Raw genomic sequence first — 18,655 nt, 5'->3', positions numbered from 1 at the left:
TAATCCTAACGCGACAACAGCGCGTCTTTGTTCTCATTAAAGTAAAGTAGCGTATTTTTCACTGCGCGAACCACGGCGCGAGGGGTGATGGTTGCCCCAGTAAATTGGTCGAAATTGCCACCGTCTTTTTTCACATTCCACTGTTTCATAGTGGTGTTCTCAAACGATTTGTCACTGAAAGACAGAATCCATTGGGATTTCTTTAGATCGACCTTATCGCCCAATCCAGGTGTTTCCTTGTGGCTGATCACACGAGAGCCTGTGACGACACCGTTACGATCCACCGCCACCAAAAGATCTAGGTTGCCGTTATAGCCACCTGGAGCCACGGTTTCAAAAATAATGGCGCTGACTTCACCGTCTTTGCGAGCGATAAAGGCTTGCACGGGTTCCGCAGAACCTAATAGCGGGTCCGCTGCCAGCATCACATGTGCTTCAGCAAGGTTATTGTCATAGCGATCTGCTGGCAAAATTTCATTAAATGCGGACAGCTGAGCCTGTACGATATTGTCTTTAATGATGTGATCCGTTAGCTGGTGCGTCAGCGCGATCAAGCCAGCCGTTAACACCGCGAAAATACCTAGACCAATACTGTTTTGGCGAATAGAACTCAGAATATTCATTACTTCTCGCCTCCAATGGTTAGGCCTTTCTTGGCTTTTTTATGGCCGTAAGCACGTGGTTGCGTGTAGTAATCGATCAATGGTGCAGCAAAGTTCATTAACAAGACACCAAAGGCCACACCGTCAGGGTAACCGCCCCAAGAGCGAATCACGTAGACCAAAATACCGATGCCGGCACCGTACACCAACTTACCGCGGTTACTGGTACAAGAGCTCACGGGATCTGTGGCAATAAAGAATGCCCCCAGCATGGCGGCACCAGAAGTTAAGTGAAACAGTGGTGACGCGGCATTGCTTGGGTCAATGGCGTAGAACACACCAGAAATCACTGCAAGCGATGCCAACATAGCAACCGGTGTGTGCCAAGTAATGATGCGTAAAGCAATCAGCACTAGGCCGCCCACTAGGTAAGCAAGGTTGACGTACATCCAGCTCGATAGGTTAGCGCCTTGAAGACCTGCGATGCTGGCAAAGGCTTCACTCGCCATCAAGCCGTCTTTATGTTTAAACGCATCCAATGGTGTCGCCATGGTGTACGAATCCACCGTTGGCAAGGTGCCAAAGATCGCCGCTAAGCTGTCGCTAAAGCTTGGTGTAGTCCCCGCTTGAATCAAATCTGAAGCGCCAATCCACTGGGTCATTGGCACAGGGAAAGACACTAGACAGATGGCATAGCCGACCATCGCAGGGTTGAATGGGTTGTTGCCCAAACCGCCGTACACTTGCTTAGCGAAAATCACTGAGAAGGCGACCGCCGTCACGGTTAGCCACCAAGGCACGGTTGGCGGTAAAGCCAAAGCCAGCAATACGGCTGTCAGAAGGGCGCTGTAGTCTTTAAGGAAGAAGCCAATCGGACGATTGCGCAGTTTCAAAATAAAGGCTTCGCTCACCAACGCTGTGATACAGGCGATTACAAGGTTGATGAGTGTGCCGTAACCAAATAGCCAAGTTTGTACCAAAAGACCTGGTACAGTGGCCAATATCACCATTTGCATGACCCACGATGTACGTTGGCCCGCGCGATGTGTATGTGGTGAGGTGATACGCAATAATGCCATTTAACGATTCTCTTGCGTGTTAGTTAACTGTTCTAGTTTGGCTTCTTCTTCCTGCTGCTTTTGTTCGGCAGCCGAAAGCTCCTGTTGCAGAGACTCTGCAGAAGGATCCGCATCTAGTTGACGTTTAAGTTTGTTGACCTGTGCTTTTGCCAGTGCCGCTGCGACTTTTTGCTTCTTCAGACGCTCTTTAAATTCCGCGTCGTCTGCTGCTGGTGCCGTTTCTGCGCTAGGCTTAGCGGCCACTTGACCACCGTTTTGTAGCGCTTGCTCCAGTTCGTCGGCACGAGCTTTCGCCGCGTTAACTTGCTGCTCAAGGCTGTCTTTGTCATCCGAGCCTAATTCGATGGCTTTGGCTAACGCTTTTTCGGCTTTTTTCACCGCGGCTTTGGCAATCGCTGTATCAATCTTGAGCTTACGTAGCGTTTCTTCGTCTGCAGCAGGGGCGGCTTGCGCCGGTGCATCTGTTGCTGCTGGCGCTGCAGCGGGTGCTTCAAGAGCGGCTAAACGTGCTTCAGCCTCTTTTAAAGCTGTTTCAAAACCTGCAGCTTTGGCTTTTAACTCTTCGTTATCGGCGTCGTCAGCTAATTGCTTCTGCACTTTTTTCAGCTTGGTACTCGCCAGAGCTACATCAACTTTGGCTTTCTTGTACTCATCTGACATAACAGGCTTCTCTACGGGAGCGGCCTGTGTCGCCGGGGCTGATTCCAATGCAGCAAGACGTGCTTCCGCTTCTTTCAGTGACTTTTCAAAGTCGGCCGCTTTGGCTTTTAACTCGTCGTTATCGGCGTCATCGGCCAATTGCTTCTGCACTTTTTTCAGCTTGGTGCTGGCTAGGGCGACATCCACTTTGGCTTTTTTGTACTCATCCGACATAGCAGGTTTGGCTGCGGGAGCGGCTGGTGCTGAGTCAAGTTTAGCAAAGCGTGCTTCGGCTTCTTTCAGATCCTTTTCAAAGCCTTCCACTTTCGCTTTGATCTCAGCATTATCAGGATCTTCCGCTAATTGTTTCTGTGCTTTTTTCAGCTTAGTGCTAGCGAGGGCGACATCCACTTTGGCTTTTTTCGCTTCATCGCTAAGTGCCGGTTTCGCGGCGGCCGCAGCAGGGGCTGCTTTCACATTGCCACCGAGCTTATCGAAAGCCTCTTGTGCGGCTTTCAGGTCTGCGGCAAAGCCCGCTACCTTGTCTTTTAGCTCTTGGTTGTCAGGGTCTTCCGCTAGCTGCTTCTCCGCTTTCTTAAGCTTGGTGCTGGCAAGGGCCACATCGACTTTGGCTTTTTTCGCTTCGTCGCTAAGGGCAGGTGCCGCGGCTTTCGCTGCAGGAGCGGCCGCTGGCGCACTGGCTACCAGTTTCTCTAGCTCAGCAATGTCTTTTTTCGCTTCGTCTACTTGAGTTTGCAGCGCACTGATTTCTTCGGTGTGCTCTTTCTCTTGGGCTTCAAGTAGCACTTTTTCAAGTTTCTTCAGCTTCGCCTTGGCAATCGCTAGATCCACTTTAGCTTTCTTCGTTGCTTCGTCGACCACAGGTGCAGCAGTGGTGGCAGCGGCTTTTTCTGGCGCAGGTTTAGCGGGTTTCTTCGCCGCAGGTTTGGCAGCGCCTTGACGTGCTACGCGCTTCGCTTCTTTCTCTGCCGCTTCGGCATCGTGACGAGCTTTACGGGCTTCGAAACGCTGCTTCGCGATATCGGATTTCACCGCCGCTTCACGAGTGTCGCGAATTTCCGCCTTGGTATGGCGGTAGTACTGCACCAAGGGAATGCTACTTGGACACACGTAGGAACAAGCACCACATTCGATACAGTCGAATAAGTTGTAGTGCTCGGCTTTTTCCAGTTCCTGGCTTTTTGAGAACCATAGCAATTGCTGTGGTAACAAGCTGGCAGGACACGCCTGTTCACACATACCACAACGGATACATGCCTGTTCTGGGTAGGGCGCGGGTAATTCTTTCTTGGTCGCGGCGAGCACACAGTTAGTGGTTTTCACCACTGGTACATTGCCGGAGTCCAGTGTGAAGCCCATCATAGGGCCGCCCATTACTAGACGGCTAAGCTTCTTCTCTTGTAGGTCTGCGTATGCCAACAAGTGATCAATCGGTGTACCTAGCAAAACTTCCACGTTTTGTGGTGCTTTTAGGGCGTCGCCTGTCAATGTCGTAAAACGAGAAATCAGCGGACGACCCTGTTGAATCGCTTCGTACACCGCGACACAGGTTCCAACGTTTTGACACAGGATGCCAATGTCAGCAGGGTATTGGCCACTGGGTACTTCTTTGTTAGTCAGTAGTTTAATCAGTTGTTTTTCACCACCAGACGGGTATTTGGTGGGCACCACGGCTACTTGGATTGAGCTTTGGCGCTCACGCAGTAGCTGTTGCAATGCATTAATCGCAGTTGGTTTGTTGTCTTCAATGCCGATCACCACATTGTCTGCTTCAACAATGTGTTGCAGGATCTCGATACCTAACACCAATTCCAGTGTTTTCTCACGGATCAACATATCGTCGGCAGTGATGTAAGGCTCACACTCCGCCGCATTGATAATAAAGTGGCTCAGGGTGTGCTTGTGAGCGCCTTGCAGCTTTACTTGTGTTGGGAAACCCGCGCCGCCCATACCGATAATGCCTTTTTCTGACAGGAAGGCTAGCACGTCGGTTTTACCGATTTCTTTCCAATTCGTCAGCGGCTCAAGCGTGGTCCATTCATCAGCGCCATCTGGTGTCAGAATGATACACAGATCGCTCAAACCCGATGGGTGAGCGATAGGGCGTGTTTCGATGGCGCTGATGGTGCCCGAGGTTGGCGCGTGCAAAAAGCTCGATAAAAAGCCATTGTTCATGGCAATCGCTTCACCTTTTTTCACCTTGGCACCGACTTCCACTAAAGGGCGTGATGCTTGGCCGATGTGCTGGCCTAATGGCAAAATCAATTCACGCGGTAAGCCAGGGTTACCCAGTGGCAACTGCAGCGACTGTGCTTTGTTCTCTGGTGGGTGAATACCGCCGTGGAATGAGTAAACAGAAGGAGTTTGCATTATTGTGCGGCCTCCACCTGACGATCTGTAGCGATGATTTGCGCAGATTGTACGCCCACACCTTGCGGTTTTTCCCACGACCAAGTACGTGATGTCACACCAACTTCAACCATATCAATACAATTTACCGGACATGGCTCGACACAAAGGTCACAGCCTGTACATTCATCTGAAATAACCGTGTGCATTTGTTTTGCGGCACCCAAAATAGCGTCAATTGGGCAAGCCTGAATACATTTGGTACAACCGATACATTCGTCTTCGCGAATTACGGCCACCTTTTGTACCGGCTCTTCTGCGCCGCCATCTAGTGGGATGGCTTCTACGTCTAATAAGTCAGCCAGCGCCTGTACGGTTGCTTGACCGCCTGGTGGGCAACGGTTGATGGCTTCACCATTGGAGATGGCTTCCGCATAAGGGCGGCAACCTGGGTGGCCACATTGACCACATTGTGTTTGTGGCAAAATCGCATCGATCTGATCGACGATCGGGTCGCCTTCCACGTGAAAGCGCACATTGGCGTAACCCAAGATGGCACCAAATACCAAGGCCAGTGCCACTAGGATTCCGATTGCAAGTAAAACAGTCATCATAATAGGCTCCTAGATTTGCACCAGACCAGTGAAGCCCATAAACGCCAAGGCCATCAGACCTGCCGTGATCATGCCGATCGCAGAACCTTTAAAGACCACAGGCACATCGGCCACGTTGATACGTTCACGCATCGCGGAGAAAAGTACCAAAACAAACGAGAAACCGACTGCGGCACCAAAGCCGTACAGAATGGATTCGACAAAGCCGTTTTGTTTGGAAGTGTTTTGCAGTGCGACACCTAGCACAGCACAGTTAGTTGTGATCAGAGGTAGGAAAATGCCCAGTACGCGATACAGCAGGGGACTGGTTTTATGGACCACCATTTCGGTGAACTGCACCACAACGGCGATTACCAAAATGAACGAGATGGTTTTTAGATACTCAAGACCAAACGGCTCAAGAATAAACTCGAACGTGAGATAACTACATAAGCTCGAAAGTGTCAGTACGAAGGTGGTCGCCATGGCCATACCAATCGAGGTTTCTAGCTTGCTGGAAACCCCCATGAATGGGCAAAGGCCTAGGAATTGTACCAATACAAAGTTGTTTACCAGTATGGTACTGACGAGTATTAAGAGATATTCGGTCATCTCGCGTCCAATAAATACAGTGGTGTCTACGGATAAAAAAGAACGGCCAATCAAAAAGTTCGGCCAAGCGTAACTATACCAAGCTGCTTATAACTAACAAGACTAAAGCGCCATGCATTTTAGTTTATTTTAGAATATGAATAGCACGCTGCAAGTATAAGGTTTTGTGATTATTTGCTAAAACAACACCGCCTACATTGTGTAGGCGGTGTTGTTTTTGTAATCAAAAAATGAATTTTACATCACTCGTTGGCCTGGTTTTGCGCCATCATGTGGTTCTAATAAGTAAATCTCTTCACCACCAGGGCCTGCTGCCAACACCATGCCTTCAGACATGCCAAACTTCATCTTACGAGGCGCTAAGTTAGCCACCATAATCGTGAGCTTGCCTTCAAGGTCTTCTGGCTTGTAAGCCGATTTGATGCCAGAGAATACCGTACGTGTCTCACCACCTAAATCTAAGGTAAGTTTTAAAAGCTTGTTGGCTTTCTCAACATGCTCAGCTTTGGCGATTTTGGCGATACGTAGGTCCACTTTAGCGAAATCGTCGAAGTTAATTTCGTCGGCGATCGGCTCTTTGCTCAGTTCAGTTTCTGCTGCGACAGGCGCTGCTTGTTCTTTTGCTTGGGCTTCTGCCGCGGCTTCCGCTTTACCTTCTTCGATCATGGCATCGATTTGTGGTGCTTCAATGCGCGACATCAAGGCTTTGAACGGATTAACTGATTGGCCGAATAGCAATTCGCTGCGGTTGTCCCAAGTCAGCTCTTTATTTAGGAAAGCTTCCGCATCAGCGACCATGCCTGGCAAAACGGGTTTCAAGTAGGTTGCTAGGATCGCAAATAGGTTTAGCGCTACAGTACAGATCTCTTGCACTTGTGGCAGTGTCTCTTCGCTCTTTGCTTTTACCCATGGCTCTTCATCAGCGATGTAAGTGTTGGCGATGTCAGCAAGGCGCATGATTTCACGCATCGCTTTACCGTATTCACGGGTTTCGTATAGCTCAGCGATTAGGTCGCCGGCGTTTACGAACTCTTGAATCATGTCTGCTTGCGCTGGTGTTGCTTGTAGCTGACCATCAAACTTCTTGTTAATGAAGCTTGCGGTACGGCTGGCGATGTTGACGACTTTACCCACCACGTCAGAGTTTACGCGCTGAACGAAGTCACCTAGGTTCAGGTCGATATCATCCACGCGAGAGTTTAGCTTGGCCGCGAAGTAGTAACGTAGGTACTGAGGATCAAGGTGATTTAGGTAAGTACGCGCCTTGATAAAGGTGCCACGAGACTTCGACATTTTCTCACCGTCTACTGTTACGTAACCGTGAGCGTTAACAGCCGTTGGTGTACGGTAACCTGCGCAATCTAGCATTGCAGGCCAGAACAGTGCGTGGAAGTTGATGATGTCTTTACCGATGAAGTGGTACAGCTCCGCTTCAGAGTCCTTGTTCCAGTATTCGTCGAATTCTAGACCTTCAGTGCGGTCACACAGGTTTTTGAAGCTCGCCATGTAGCCGATTGGGGCATCTAGCCACACGTAGAAATATTTGCCTGGCGCATCTGGGATTTCAAAACCAAAGTAAGGCGCATCACGGCTGATGTCCCACTCTTGTAGGCCAGAATCTAGCCATTCTGCCAGTTTGTTTGCCACTTGGTCCTGTAGCGTGCCGCTGCGAGTCCATTGCTGTAGGAATTCTTGGAACTCTGGCAATTTAAAGAAGTAGTGGTCAGACGACTTCTCGATTGGTGTCGCGCCGGAGTAAACCGAGCGTGGGTTGATCATTTCCATCGGTGTGTAGGTAGCAGAACACACTTCACAGTTGTCACCGTATTGATCTTCGGCTTTACACTTAGGACAGGTACCTTTAATGAAACGATCCGCTAGGAACATTTCTTTTTCTGGGTCGTAAGCCTGAGTAATAGAACGAACCGAGATCTTGCCGTTGTCGCGTAGGGCTTTGTAGATCGACTCAGATAACTCACGGTTTTCTGGTGAGTGAGTAGAGTAGTAGTTGTCGTAGCCAATGCCGAAGTCGTTAAAGTCGGCCATGTGCTCTTGGCGTACGCCATCAATCAACTGTTCTGCTGTGATGCCGTTTTGCTCGGCTTTAATCATAATTGCTGTGCCGTGCGCATCGTCCGCACACACCGCAGTACAAAGGTTGCCACGTAGCTTTTGGAAACGAACCCAAATGTCCGTTTGAATGTGCTCCAGCATGTGACCTAAGTGAATAGAGCCGTTGGCGTAGGGAAGGGCGCTGGTAACTAGAATTTTACGTTGCGGTTGAGCCATTATGATTAAGCCTGCTGGATTGTAATTTTAACGGATAAACGACGCCCCATGTCGCTGTAAGGTAAACGGGGCAATTTGTCTGTATTAATATAAGCGCGACATTATAAGTGGCCGGACATATCGTGCAAGCTTCGGGCTTGCTTTTCCGCATTTTGCCCCCACAATCCGCATCATCGAAGAGAACACATGACAAATAGCGCCATTGAGTTGCTATTTTTAGGAGAGAACATGTCTGTAAACCCACAGCTACTTTCACAACTGGCGGCGTTGGTCGACCTAAACACCAACCAGCCTTACGGTGATGTATGGCAGGTACAAGAAAGCGCATCTGGCCTTGCCGTGATCGCAACCCTTCCTTACCCAGCGCAAACTGAACGCGATGCTTTAAAAGCACGCGTAGAAGAAGCCCTAGGCCAATCAGTCACACTGGTATTGCAGCAGGATATTAAAGCTGCCTCCACCCAAGGTGCGGCGTCTAGCCTAAAAGGCGTGAAGAACATCATTGCGGTCGCCTCTGGTAAAGGCGGTGTCGGTAAATCTACTACGACTGTTAACCTTGCCCTGGCGATGGCACGTGAAGGCGCAAAAGTAGGCATTTTGGATGCGGACATCTACGGTCCAAGCCAAGGTTTGTTACTAGGTTTTGCTGGCGATACACGTCCAGGTGTTCGTGGTGAGCAATTCTTCGTGCCGCCCATTGCGCACGGTATTCAAGTCATGTCGATGGCGTTCTTAACTACCAAAGAAACGCCCATGGCATGGCGTGGTCCTATGGCGACTGGGGCTCTGATGCAGATCCTGACACAAACCGAATGGCAAGATCTGGATTACCTATTTATCGATATGCCACCAGGTACCGGTGATATCCAGCTAACTCTTTCACAAAAAGTACCAGTTTCTGGTTCAGTGGTTGTGACGACACCACAAGATATTGCTCTGCTAGACGCACGTCGTGGTATTGAGATGTTCAATAAAGTGAACATTCCGGTATTGGGTGTGGTAGAGAACATGTCGACGCACATCTGTTCTAACTGTGGTCACGCGGAAGCTATCTTCGGTGAAGAAGGTGGTAAAGCCTTGGCGACAGAATACGGTGTTGAAGAGCTGGGCAAATTACCGCTAAGTCTAAACATTCGTCAGCAAGCAGATGCCGGCAAACCTACGGTGCTAAGCGAGCCAGATTCAGACGTGACGGCCATTTATCAGTCGATTGCACGTAAGGTTGGTGCTACTCTTGCGTCCCGTTCTGAACAGTTCTCAATGCCGATTATCGGCATGAGTGATGATTGAGGTAAACCATGCGACTGTGTGACCGTGACATTATCCAAGCTCTAGACGATGGTGTCATTGCTATTGAACCACGCCCTGATAACTCTGTGATCAGCGGCGTGTCTTGTGATTTGCGCCTTGGCAACTCGTTTCGAGTGTTCCAAGGCCATCCCGCGCCCTACATAGATTTAAGTGGCCCAAAGGCAGATTTGAACGCTGCCATTGAGTCGGTGATGAGTGAAGAGATTGTGGTCGATGATGACAAGCAATTCTTTATTCACCCAGGGGAGTTGGTGCTTGGGGTGACAATGGAATCGGTCACATTGCCTGACAACCTTGTAGGTTGGCTAGATGGACGTTCTTCGTTAGCTCGACTAGGCTTGATGGTGCACGTAACGGCGCACCGTATCGATCCTGGTTGGAGCGGTGCCATCGTGCTTGAGTTTCTAAATGGTGGCAAACTGCCAATCGCGCTACGTCCAGGTATGACCATTGGCGCGATCAATTTTGAAACCATGTCAGGCTCTGCTGATCGCCCTTACAATAAGCGCGACAATGCCAAATACCGCGGTCAAAATTCGGCGGTGGGCAGTCGCATAAGTGGTGATCAATAGAAAAACAACAGGTCGTTTTTTGTTCTAAATTGCCTAAAATTGCTCAAAAACATAGTGGATGTCGTAAATGTGCAGCTTAAAGGCGTTATTCGACATCTGTTTTTGCGGTTTGAGGTCTACCTTCTCCGGTGCAATTCATAGAATAAAAACCACAACAGTTAAGGAGTACTTCTATGTCTCAACCGTCTAACCGTGGCGTCGTATACAAGGGCCCAGGCAAAGTCGCAGTAGAGTCTATCCCTTTCCCAGAGTTAGCACTTGGTGATCGTAAATGTAACCACGGTGTTATCCTGAAAGTTCTTACAACTAACATTTGTGGTAGTGACCAGCACATGGTTCGTGGTCGTACTACTGCACCTGAAGGTTTGGTTCTTGGTCACGAAATCACTGGTATCATCCTTGAAAAAGGTGACGATGTAGAATTCCTAGAAGTAGGTGACATCGTATCTGTACCTTTCAACATCGCTTGTGGTCGTTGCCGTAACTGTAAAGCTGGCATGACTGGTATCTGTCTAAACGTTAACCCAGCACGTCCAGGCGCTGCATACGGTTACGTAGACATGGGTGGCTGGGTAGGTGGTCAATCTGACTACGTAATGGTGCCATACGCTGACTTCAACCTATTGAAGTTCCCAGATAAAGATCAAGCTAAAGAGAAGATCGCTGACCTTACTCTTCTATCAGACATCTTCCCAACTGGTTTCCACGGCTGTGTAACTGCAGGCGTAGGCCCAGGTTCAACTGTATACATCGCAGGTGCAGGCCCAGTAGGTCTAGCAGCAGCGGTTTCTGCTCAGCTTCTAGGTGCTGCGTGTGTAATCGTTGGTGACATGATCGAAGACCGTCTAGCACAAGCACGTAGCTTCGGTTGTGAAACAATCGACCTACGTCAAGAAGGCGACATGGAAGACAAACTAGAAGCAATTCTAGGTGAGCGTGAAGTTGACGCTTTCGTTGACTGTGTAGGTTTCGAAGCACACGGCTGTGGCTGTAACGCTGGTAAAGAAGCGCCAGCAACAGTTCTTAACTCTGCGATGACAATCACTCGCGCGGGTGGCCAAATCGGTATCCCAGGTCTATACGTAACTGACGATCCAGGTGCGCAAGACGAAGCTGCTAAAGTTGGTGCACTAAGCATGCGTTTCGGTTTGGGTTGGGCGAAATCTCACTCATTCCACACTGGTCAATGTCCAGTTATGAAATACCACCGTGCCCTAATGCAAGCGATCCTATTCGATAAAGTTAAGATTGCTGATGCAGTAAACGTTCAAATGATCTCTCTAGATCAAGCTCCTCAAGGTTACGCTGACTTTGACGGTGGCGCTGCGAAGAAATTCGTAATGGACCCACACGGTGAATTCGTAGCGTAATATTCGCTTCGTATTTGCTTTACAAAATGCCACGCTTTGCGTGGCATTTTTGTTTGTACTTCCAAGCGAAAATGTACTAAAAATCCTAAATCAAGTGATTGAAACTTCTTGTAAAACCCTCATTTTATTAGGCGCTCATTGATAATCATTGAAGGAATGTAAGATGACTGATGTGGTGACTGGTTTTAATGCAACGTACAGTGAAGATGACTTAACCTTAGCGCAAATCACTGCCCTCGATGGTGATGTGGTACTGGAGTTTGGCACCTCTTGGTGTGGTTACTGCAAACGTGCTCAGCCACTAATTGAAGAGGTGATGGACGACTTTACCGATGTGGGTCATGTGAAAATATTTGATGGTCAAGGCAAGCCAGTAGGCCGGCATTTTCAAGTGAAGCTTTGGCCAACCTTAATCCTGTTACATAATGGCGAAGAAGTTGGACGAGTGGTGCGGCCTGATTCCGCGGATGAGTTAAGACGGTTGCTCGATTTTTAACCCCATATGAATAGGGATGGGCTTGGATGAAACAGTACAAACTAACCATCATTGGCATTCTGTGTGCCGTATTTCTGTATGCTGTGTCGGTGATACTTGATTTAGAAATGTTTGAGGCGCTGATCGTTTTATTAGACGAGCTGGAACATTTAGAAATCGATGAAATCATTATTCCTGCATTTGTCCTAGTGGGCTTCGTAATTGCCGATGTTCTTCGCCGCAATAAAGCCAACCGTGTGAGTAAGGAAAAACTCAAAATTTACCGTGCTATGGTTCAATCCACCCACCATGTATTGAATAACTTCCTTAACCAAATGCTGATTGTCAAAATGAAAGCGGAAGACACCCCTGGGTTTGATCCCAAGGTGTTAAAAATTTACGATCAAATTGTCGATGATGCTCAGGAACAGATCCGCTCGTTAAGCAATATCACTCATATTAGCGAAGAAAGTATTCATGACTCCGTGCGTCCTAAATAGATAAGATTAGTCATAATTATCATTTAGCATTCGGTCATATTGAGCACCGTTTTAAGGTTATTTCATGCAATATCAAGGCATCAAGGTGAATGTGATTACGGGCTTTTTAGGCTCTGGTAAGACCACCTTGATTAAGCAACTACTGACCCAAGTGCCAGCAGGTCAGTCATGGGCGGTGCTAGTCAATGAATTTGGTGAAGTGGGCATTGATGGCGAATTAATCCATGATGGCGCGGTGGCGATTAAACAAGTCCCGGGCGGCTGTTTGTGTTGTGTCTCTTCTGCCGCCTTCAGTGTTGGCTTAAACGATCTGATTAAAACCGCTAAACCTGATCGCATCATCATTGAACCGACGGGTATTGGTCACCCCCACCAAATTGTTGAACAGCTAAGTGCTGAACACTATCAAGGCGTACTAGAGGTCTGTGGCACCGTCTGTTTAATGGACGTACGCAATCTATCCGATCCACGTTACCTAGGTCATCCTGCGTTCTTTGATCAAATTGATGATGCGGATGTGTTAATTGGTAGTAAAGCCGATTTATACGACGCCGATCTTGAACAGCGTTTTCTTGAGTTTGCCAAGCAATTTGAGCCGGCCAAAGCGGTGATTGCCTTGAGTGCCAATGGTAAGTTCGACAGCGCTTGGCTGGACTTGCCGCGCGCGAAGCACCAGGCTCATCACGATCACGATCACGATCACGATCACAGTCACAGTCATGTGCATACCAGCCAGCCAAGCGCTGGTGTGGTGTGTTACCAGAAACGTGAGCAGGGCATGGCGAGCATTGGTTGGATCACCGATGCATCATGGCAAATCTCTAGTGAACGATTTGAACAGTTACTGACGACCTTAAAGCAACAACCTAGCTTCTGGCGCTTTAAAGGAATTCTGAACGTGGGTGAGCACTTTGAGCAGGTTAATATGAGCGCTACTGAATTGCATCGAGCGACAGATGAAAGTGCGCTAACATCACGATTTGAATGTATTTTTTCGGATGATGAAGGCTTGGATCATGCTTTAGCGTTGATCAACAAGTTACTGTTCTAGCTCGATAGTCGGTTCTGTAAAACAACAAAACGCGCCACTCATTAAATTGAGTTGGCGCGTTTTTGTTATCTAACTTGCGTTGAAATGTTATTGAGGGAAATGCGCGCTTCGACAAAGCTTAAGACATGTTGTTAAAGACGTTTCTATAACCAGCGTCTCCTTATAAAAATAATGTCGAGGTGAGAGTTATGCCTGATTACAAAGCGCCCTTACGTGATTTGAAATTCATTACCGATGAAGTGTTGGGGATTCATCAGCATTATGCGTCTTTAGCGGGAGCTGAAGATGCCACTCCTGATATGGTGGATGCGATCCTAGAAGAAGGTGCGAAGTTTGCAGAGCGTGTTTTGGCACCTTTGAATCAGGTTGGTGATCAGCAAGGCTGTCACTTTGACAATGGCGTGGTGACCACACCAGATGGCTTTAAAGAAGCCTACCAGCAGTATGTGGAAAGCGGTTGGCCATCCCTGTCTCACGTAACTGAAATGGGCGGACAAGGTTTACCAGAATCCCTTGGTATGATGGTGACCGAGTTTATCGCTACCGCTAACTGGGCTTGGAGTATGTACCCAGGCCTTAGCCATGGTGCGATGAATACGCTTGAGCTGCACGGCACCGCTGAGCAAAAACAAGCCTACCTAACCAAGCTGGTATCAGGTGAGTGGACCGGCACCATGTGTCTCACGGAGCCGCATTGTGGTACGGACTTGGGGATGCTGAAAACCAAAGCCACCCCCAATGACGACGGCAGTTACACCATTACCGGTACGAAAATCTTTATCTCTGCCGGTGAGCACGATATGGCGGAAAACATCGTTCACATCGTCTTGGCTCGTTTACCGGATGCCCCTGCAGGCACTAAAGGCATCTCCTTGTTTATCGTGCCTAAATTCAATGTTACTGATGCTGGCGAGGTGGGTGAACGCAACGCCGTGCAGTGTGGTTCGATCGAGCACAAGATGGGTATCCATGGGAATGCCACCTGCGTTATGAACTTTGATGGCGCCAAAGGCTTCTTGATTGGCCCTGCAAACAAAGGTCTAAACTGCATGTTTACCTTTATGAATACCGCGCGTTTAGGGACGGCGCTACAAGGCTTAGCGCATTCCGAATGGGCTTACCAAAACTCCTTGGCTTATGCCAAAGATCGTCTACAAATGCGTGCTTTGTCAGGGCCAAAAGCGCCTGACAAGGCGGCGGATCCTATTATTGTGCATCCCGATGTGCGTCGCATGTTGCTAACACAAAAAGCCTTTGCCGAAGGGGGCCGTGCGCTGATTCATTACTGTTCTATGTTAGTGGATACAGTAAAGGCAGGCTCTGAAGAAGACAAAGCCCAAGCCGAAACCTTACTGTCTTTGCTGACACCGATTGCCAAAGCTTTCTTAACCGAAACCGGTTTTGAAGCCGCAAACCAAGGCTTACAGGTGTTTGGTGGCCATGGCTACATCGCCGATTGGGGCATGGAGCAAAACGTGCGAGATAGCCGTATTTCCATGTTGTACGAGGGTACCACGGGTATTCAAGCGTTGGATTTATTGGGCCGTAAAGTGCTGATGACTCAAGGTGAAACCTTAAAAGCCTTCACCAAAATTATTCATAAGTTCTGTAAAGCCAATGAAGGCGAGAAAGCCCTTGCCCATCTTATTCAACCGCTCGCGGCCTTGAACAAAGAATGGGGCGAGTTGACCCTAAAAGTCGGTATGAAAGCCATGAAGGATCGCGAAGAAGTGGGCGCGGCATCAGTGGATTACTGTATGTATTCTGGTTACATCACCTTGGCTTATTTCTGGGCGCGTATGGCCCAAGTAGCACAGCAAAAACTGGCTCAAGGCACTGACGAAGCGGCGTTCTACCAAGCTAAATTGCAAACCGCGACCTTCTATTTTGAGCGAATTTTGCCACGTACCAAAGCCCATGCACAAATGATGTTGGCCGGTGCAGGCAGCTTGATGGCGATGGACGAAGAGCAATTTTTCCTACGTTAATCTTTCTGCTTCCAGTTAAAGCACACCACTATAATGATGATGAGAGGGTAATATTATGAGTACTGCACAAGAGATTTTCGACACCATGATTAGTCGCTTTGACAGCTCTGCGGCCGCGAATATGGATGCTATATTTCAGTTTGAACTAGATGATGCGGAACCCTATTTTGTCACCATTGCCGATGGTATGGCGGTAGCAGAGCAGGGCGAGCATGATGATGCTACTGTGACCTTAGGGATGGATACCGAGACCTTGTCTGAAGTGATGGCGGGGGAATTAGACGGTATGCAGGCGTTTATGCAAGGTAAAATCCGCGCCGATGGTGATATCATGCTGGCAACAAAGTTAACGCAAATCTTTCCAGCGTAATGAACTTTGCCAGTTATATGGCATCACACAATTAGATCCTTTTACTTTCTCCATATAACGACAATAACGGAGACTTTTGTATGCTGAACAACGATGTAGCGGTACCCATGGATTATGAGCCGGGCAGTTACATTCCTGACCAACTGAATCCGAATGGTTTCGAGTCAGTCATCGATGTGTTAGACCATGCCTGTAAAAAGTTTGCTGGTTTACCAGCCTTTACCAGTGTCGGACGAACCATTAGCTACGCTGAGCTAAAACAGAAAGCGGATGCCTTTACCGCTTACTTGCAACGGCATACTGACTTAAAACCTGGGGATCGCATCGCGGTTCAATTACCCAATGTTGTGCAATTTCCTGTGGTGGTGTTTGGCGCCATGCAGGCAGGGCTCGTGGTGGTCAATACCAATCCACTTTATACGCCACATGAGCTTGAGCACCAGTTTAACGATGCGGGCGTAAAGGCGGTGGTGGTGTTTGCCAACATGGCCGCTAATGTGGAAAAGGTACTTTCTCGCACCACGATCAAACATGTGATTGTCACGGAAATTGCGGATTTTCATCCACTGCTCAAACGTCTGCTGATCAACTCAGTGGTCAAATACCTGAAGAAAATGGTGCCCGAGTACCATTTGCCGCAAGCCGTATCTTTGAACGATGCTCTAGCGTTAGGGGCACAGCACCCCCCAGCCATTGCTAAGTTAAAGCGCACTGACCTAGCGGTATTGCAATACACCGGCGGTACCACAGGGGTGGCGAAAGGCGCCATGCTGACCCATGCCAATCTGATTTCTAATATGCATCAGTTAAAGAATCGTCTCGACTATCTGCTCAAAGATGGCGAAGAAGTCTTTATGGCGCCGCTGCCCTTGTACCATATCTACGCCTTTTTGATTCATGCCATGACGTTGGTGGAATACGGCGCCCATTCTATTTTGATTCCTAACCCTAGGGATTTGCCGAACTTCGTGAAAGAACTGAAGAAATGGAAATTCACCGGATTTATCGGCTTAAATACCTTGTTTTCAGGGCTGTGTAATCGTGATGATTTTAAAGAAGTGGATTTTTCGGCGCTGAAACTGACTGCGTCAGGCGGTATGCCCTTGACCCATGCGGCGGCCGATCGCTGGCTAGAGGTCACCGGCTGTAATGTGTCCGAAGGTTACGGTCTTACCGAGACTTCTCCGGTGGTGGCGTTTAACCCGATTGGCCAAGAACAAATTGGCACCATTGGTCTCGCGGTGGATTGTACCCAAGTAAAAATCATTGATGAAGACGGTCAAACTGTGCCCCTAGGTGAGCCAGGTATGTTGTGTGTTAAAGGGCCGCAGGTGATGCGTGGCTATTGGCAACGCGAGCAAGCCACGCAAGAGGTTATGACCCCCGATGGCTACTTAATTACGGGCGATATTGCCACTCAGCAAGCAGATGGCTACTTAAGTATTGTCGATCGCGCCAAAGACTTGATCATCGTCTCAGGCTTCAACGTTTACCCAACTGAAGTCGAAGATGTGATCACCCAGCATCCCGATGTGTTGGAAGCCGCGGCGATTGGCGTGGAAGACGAGAAAACCGGCGAAGCGGTGAAGGTATTTTTGGTGCTTAAAGCGGGCGCTACCCTTAACGAAAAAGCCATGCATGACTTCTGCAAAGAGAACTTAGCTGCCTACAAGGTGCCGAAAAAATACGAAGTACGCCAAGAGTTGCCAAAGACTAATGTGGGGAAAATTCTTCGTCGTGCATTGCGTGAACCTAAGCAATAATTGAGACAATGCGCAGTTTCTTAATCTAGCGCATGGGTGGGCCTAGTGTACTGAGTGAGTTTGGGCTAGGCTCATATTTTGCTGATCAATCATTGCGGAGGACAACATGACGGAGAACATCAGCGAAAAGGTAGAACAGGGTGTTCAGATCCTTTCGTTAAACCGTCCGGAAAAGAAAAATGCCATCACCGTCGATATGTATCAGACCCTCAGTGACGCACTGCATCGTGCCGAGCTGGACGATACGATTAAGGTGACCATTATCACGGGTGTCGGGCCGGACTTTTCTGCAGGCAATGATATCAACGATTTCTTGGAAATTGCTCACGCGCCAGAAAAGATGGCTTCCATCATGTCCTTTTTGCAGGCTCTAACCAGCTATAAAAAGCCCATGATTGGCTGTGTCGAAGGCTGGGCGGTCGGTGTAGCGGCTACCATGATGTTGCATTGTGATATGGTGTTTACCGCGCGTAATACGCAATTTGTGTTTCCCTTTGCACAACTAGGATTAGTGCCGGAAGCGGCTTCCAGTTTTCTCTTGCCACGTATTGTTGGTCATCAAAAAGCCTTTGAAATGCTGATGTTTGGCGAACCAGTCAATGCCGAAACCGCCTATCAACTGGGCATGGTGAATCATCTTTGTGAACCTGGTGAGTCGTTAGGCCTAGCACAGAATTACGCGCAGCGATTGTCGAATCTTCCTACTGAAGCGGTGCTCTTATCCAAAGATTTGCTTAAGTGTCGCACCATTGATGACATTCAAATGGCGCTGATGCGCGAAGGGCGAATTTTCAAGGATCGACTGGTCTCGGAGGAGGCGCAAGCGCAGTTTCGCCGCTTTATTGCCAAAGAATTGTAATCTTCGGAATCTGGACTAGACTTTTCATTGGTATGAAATCGTACTCCTTATTCCACCTTGGTCTTCCGACCATGTTTACGCCCTAAAGTTTTTAGGGCGTTTTTGTATCTAGAACAGGCAGTTGAAATGCTTGATGGTACAAAATGTCACTAAACAGAGTGTTTTTTGTTATTGAGGAAACACGCCAGCTCTCTAAGCTTAAAGAACAAAAT

16 protein-coding genes are annotated in these 18,655 nt (G+C 48.5%); 10 read left to right on the top strand and 6 right to left on the bottom strand.

All coding sequences use genetic code 11. The features are described from left to right. Positions 1–5: 5 nt before the first annotated feature. The 6 genes from rsxG to metG form a co-directional block, all read right to left on the bottom strand. A complete protein-coding gene (rsxG, locus tag ACOSVP_RS05795) occupies positions 6–623 on the bottom strand; it encodes an electron transport complex subunit RsxG (protein ID WP_487346543.1) in 618 nt (205 codons plus the stop codon). Beyond that, positions 623–1,681 (bottom strand): electron transport complex subunit RsxD, encoded by a 1,059-nt coding sequence (rsxD, locus tag ACOSVP_RS05790; RefSeq protein ID WP_487346542.1) that lies wholly within the window; start codon positions 1,679–1,681, stop codon positions 623–625. The genes rsxG and rsxD overlap by 1 nt, the downstream gene beginning before the upstream one ends. Next, complete coding sequence (rsxC, locus tag ACOSVP_RS05785; protein WP_487346541.1) at positions 1,682–4,711, bottom strand: electron transport complex subunit RsxC; 3,030 nt, start codon at positions 4,709–4,711, stop codon at positions 1,682–1,684. Continuing rightward, complete coding sequence (gene rsxB / locus ACOSVP_RS05780) at positions 4,711–5,304, bottom strand: electron transport complex subunit RsxB (RefSeq protein WP_487346540.1); 594 nt, start codon at positions 5,302–5,304, stop codon at positions 4,711–4,713. Before rsxB ends, rsxC begins: the two co-directional genes overlap by 1 nt. Before the next feature lie 9 nt (positions 5,305–5,313). Beyond that, on the bottom strand, positions 5,314–5,895 hold the full coding sequence (rsxA, locus tag ACOSVP_RS05775) for an electron transport complex subunit RsxA (protein WP_055463267.1): 582 nt from the start codon (positions 5,893–5,895) through the stop codon (positions 5,314–5,316). A gap of 237 nt (positions 5,896–6,132) precedes the next feature. Then, positions 6,133–8,184, bottom strand: a complete 2,052-nt coding sequence (gene metG, locus ACOSVP_RS05770; RefSeq protein WP_487346539.1) for a methionine--tRNA ligase — start codon at positions 8,182–8,184, stop codon at positions 6,133–6,135. Between the two features lie 228 nt (positions 8,185–8,412). On the opposite strand from metG, the gene apbC reads away from it, so the two are divergent. The 10 genes from apbC (at position 8,413) to ACOSVP_RS05720 (ending at position 18,443) form a co-directional block, all read left to right on the top strand. Continuing rightward, positions 8,413–9,474 (top strand): iron-sulfur cluster carrier protein ApbC, encoded by a 1,062-nt coding sequence (gene apbC / locus ACOSVP_RS05765; RefSeq protein WP_487346538.1) that lies wholly within the window; start codon positions 8,413–8,415, stop codon positions 9,472–9,474. 8 nt (positions 9,475–9,482) lie between these two features. Beyond that, the gene (gene dcd, locus ACOSVP_RS05760) at positions 9,483–10,067 is read left to right on the top strand and encodes a dCTP deaminase (RefSeq protein WP_487346537.1); all 585 of its coding nucleotides are present in this window, start codon (positions 9,483–9,485) and stop codon (positions 10,065–10,067) included. A 173-nt stretch (positions 10,068–10,240) separates the two neighbouring features. Next, a complete protein-coding gene (fdhA, locus tag ACOSVP_RS05755) occupies positions 10,241–11,437 on the top strand; it encodes a formaldehyde dehydrogenase, glutathione-independent (protein ID WP_487346536.1) in 1,197 nt (398 codons plus the stop codon). Positions 11,438–11,600: 163 nt separating this feature from the next. Next, complete coding sequence (locus ACOSVP_RS05750; RefSeq protein ID WP_487346535.1) at positions 11,601–11,933, top strand: thioredoxin family protein; 333 nt, start codon at positions 11,601–11,603, stop codon at positions 11,931–11,933. A gap of 26 nt (positions 11,934–11,959) precedes the next feature. Beyond that, a complete protein-coding gene (locus ACOSVP_RS05745; RefSeq protein WP_487346534.1) occupies positions 11,960–12,412 on the top strand; it encodes a hypothetical protein in 453 nt (150 codons plus the stop codon). Positions 12,413–12,476: 64 nt separating this feature from the next. After that, entirely contained in the window at positions 12,477–13,463 is a 987-nt protein-coding gene (locus ACOSVP_RS05740; RefSeq protein ID WP_487346533.1) for a CobW family GTP-binding protein, read from the top strand. A gap of 188 nt (positions 13,464–13,651) precedes the next feature. Then, on the top strand, positions 13,652–15,451 hold the full coding sequence (locus ACOSVP_RS05735; protein WP_487346532.1) for an acyl-CoA dehydrogenase C-terminal domain-containing protein: 1,800 nt from the start codon (positions 13,652–13,654) through the stop codon (positions 15,449–15,451). A gap of 55 nt (positions 15,452–15,506) precedes the next feature. Then, a complete protein-coding gene (locus tag ACOSVP_RS05730) occupies positions 15,507–15,821 on the top strand; it encodes an SCP2 sterol-binding domain-containing protein (protein ID WP_487346531.1) in 315 nt (104 codons plus the stop codon). An 80-nt stretch (positions 15,822–15,901) separates the two neighbouring features. Further along, a complete protein-coding gene (locus tag ACOSVP_RS05725; RefSeq protein ID WP_487346530.1) occupies positions 15,902–17,584 on the top strand; it encodes an AMP-binding protein in 1,683 nt (560 codons plus the stop codon). A gap of 106 nt (positions 17,585–17,690) precedes the next feature. Next, entirely contained in the window at positions 17,691–18,443 is a 753-nt protein-coding gene (locus tag ACOSVP_RS05720; RefSeq protein ID WP_487346529.1) for an enoyl-CoA hydratase-related protein, read from the top strand. The last annotated feature ends 212 nt before the right edge of the window (positions 18,444–18,655 follow it).

The organism is Marinomonas sp. HM11-D, assembly GCF_057626615.1.
The sequence above is the reverse complement of the archived record's forward strand: the minus strand, read 5'-3'. Positions and strand labels throughout refer to the sequence as shown.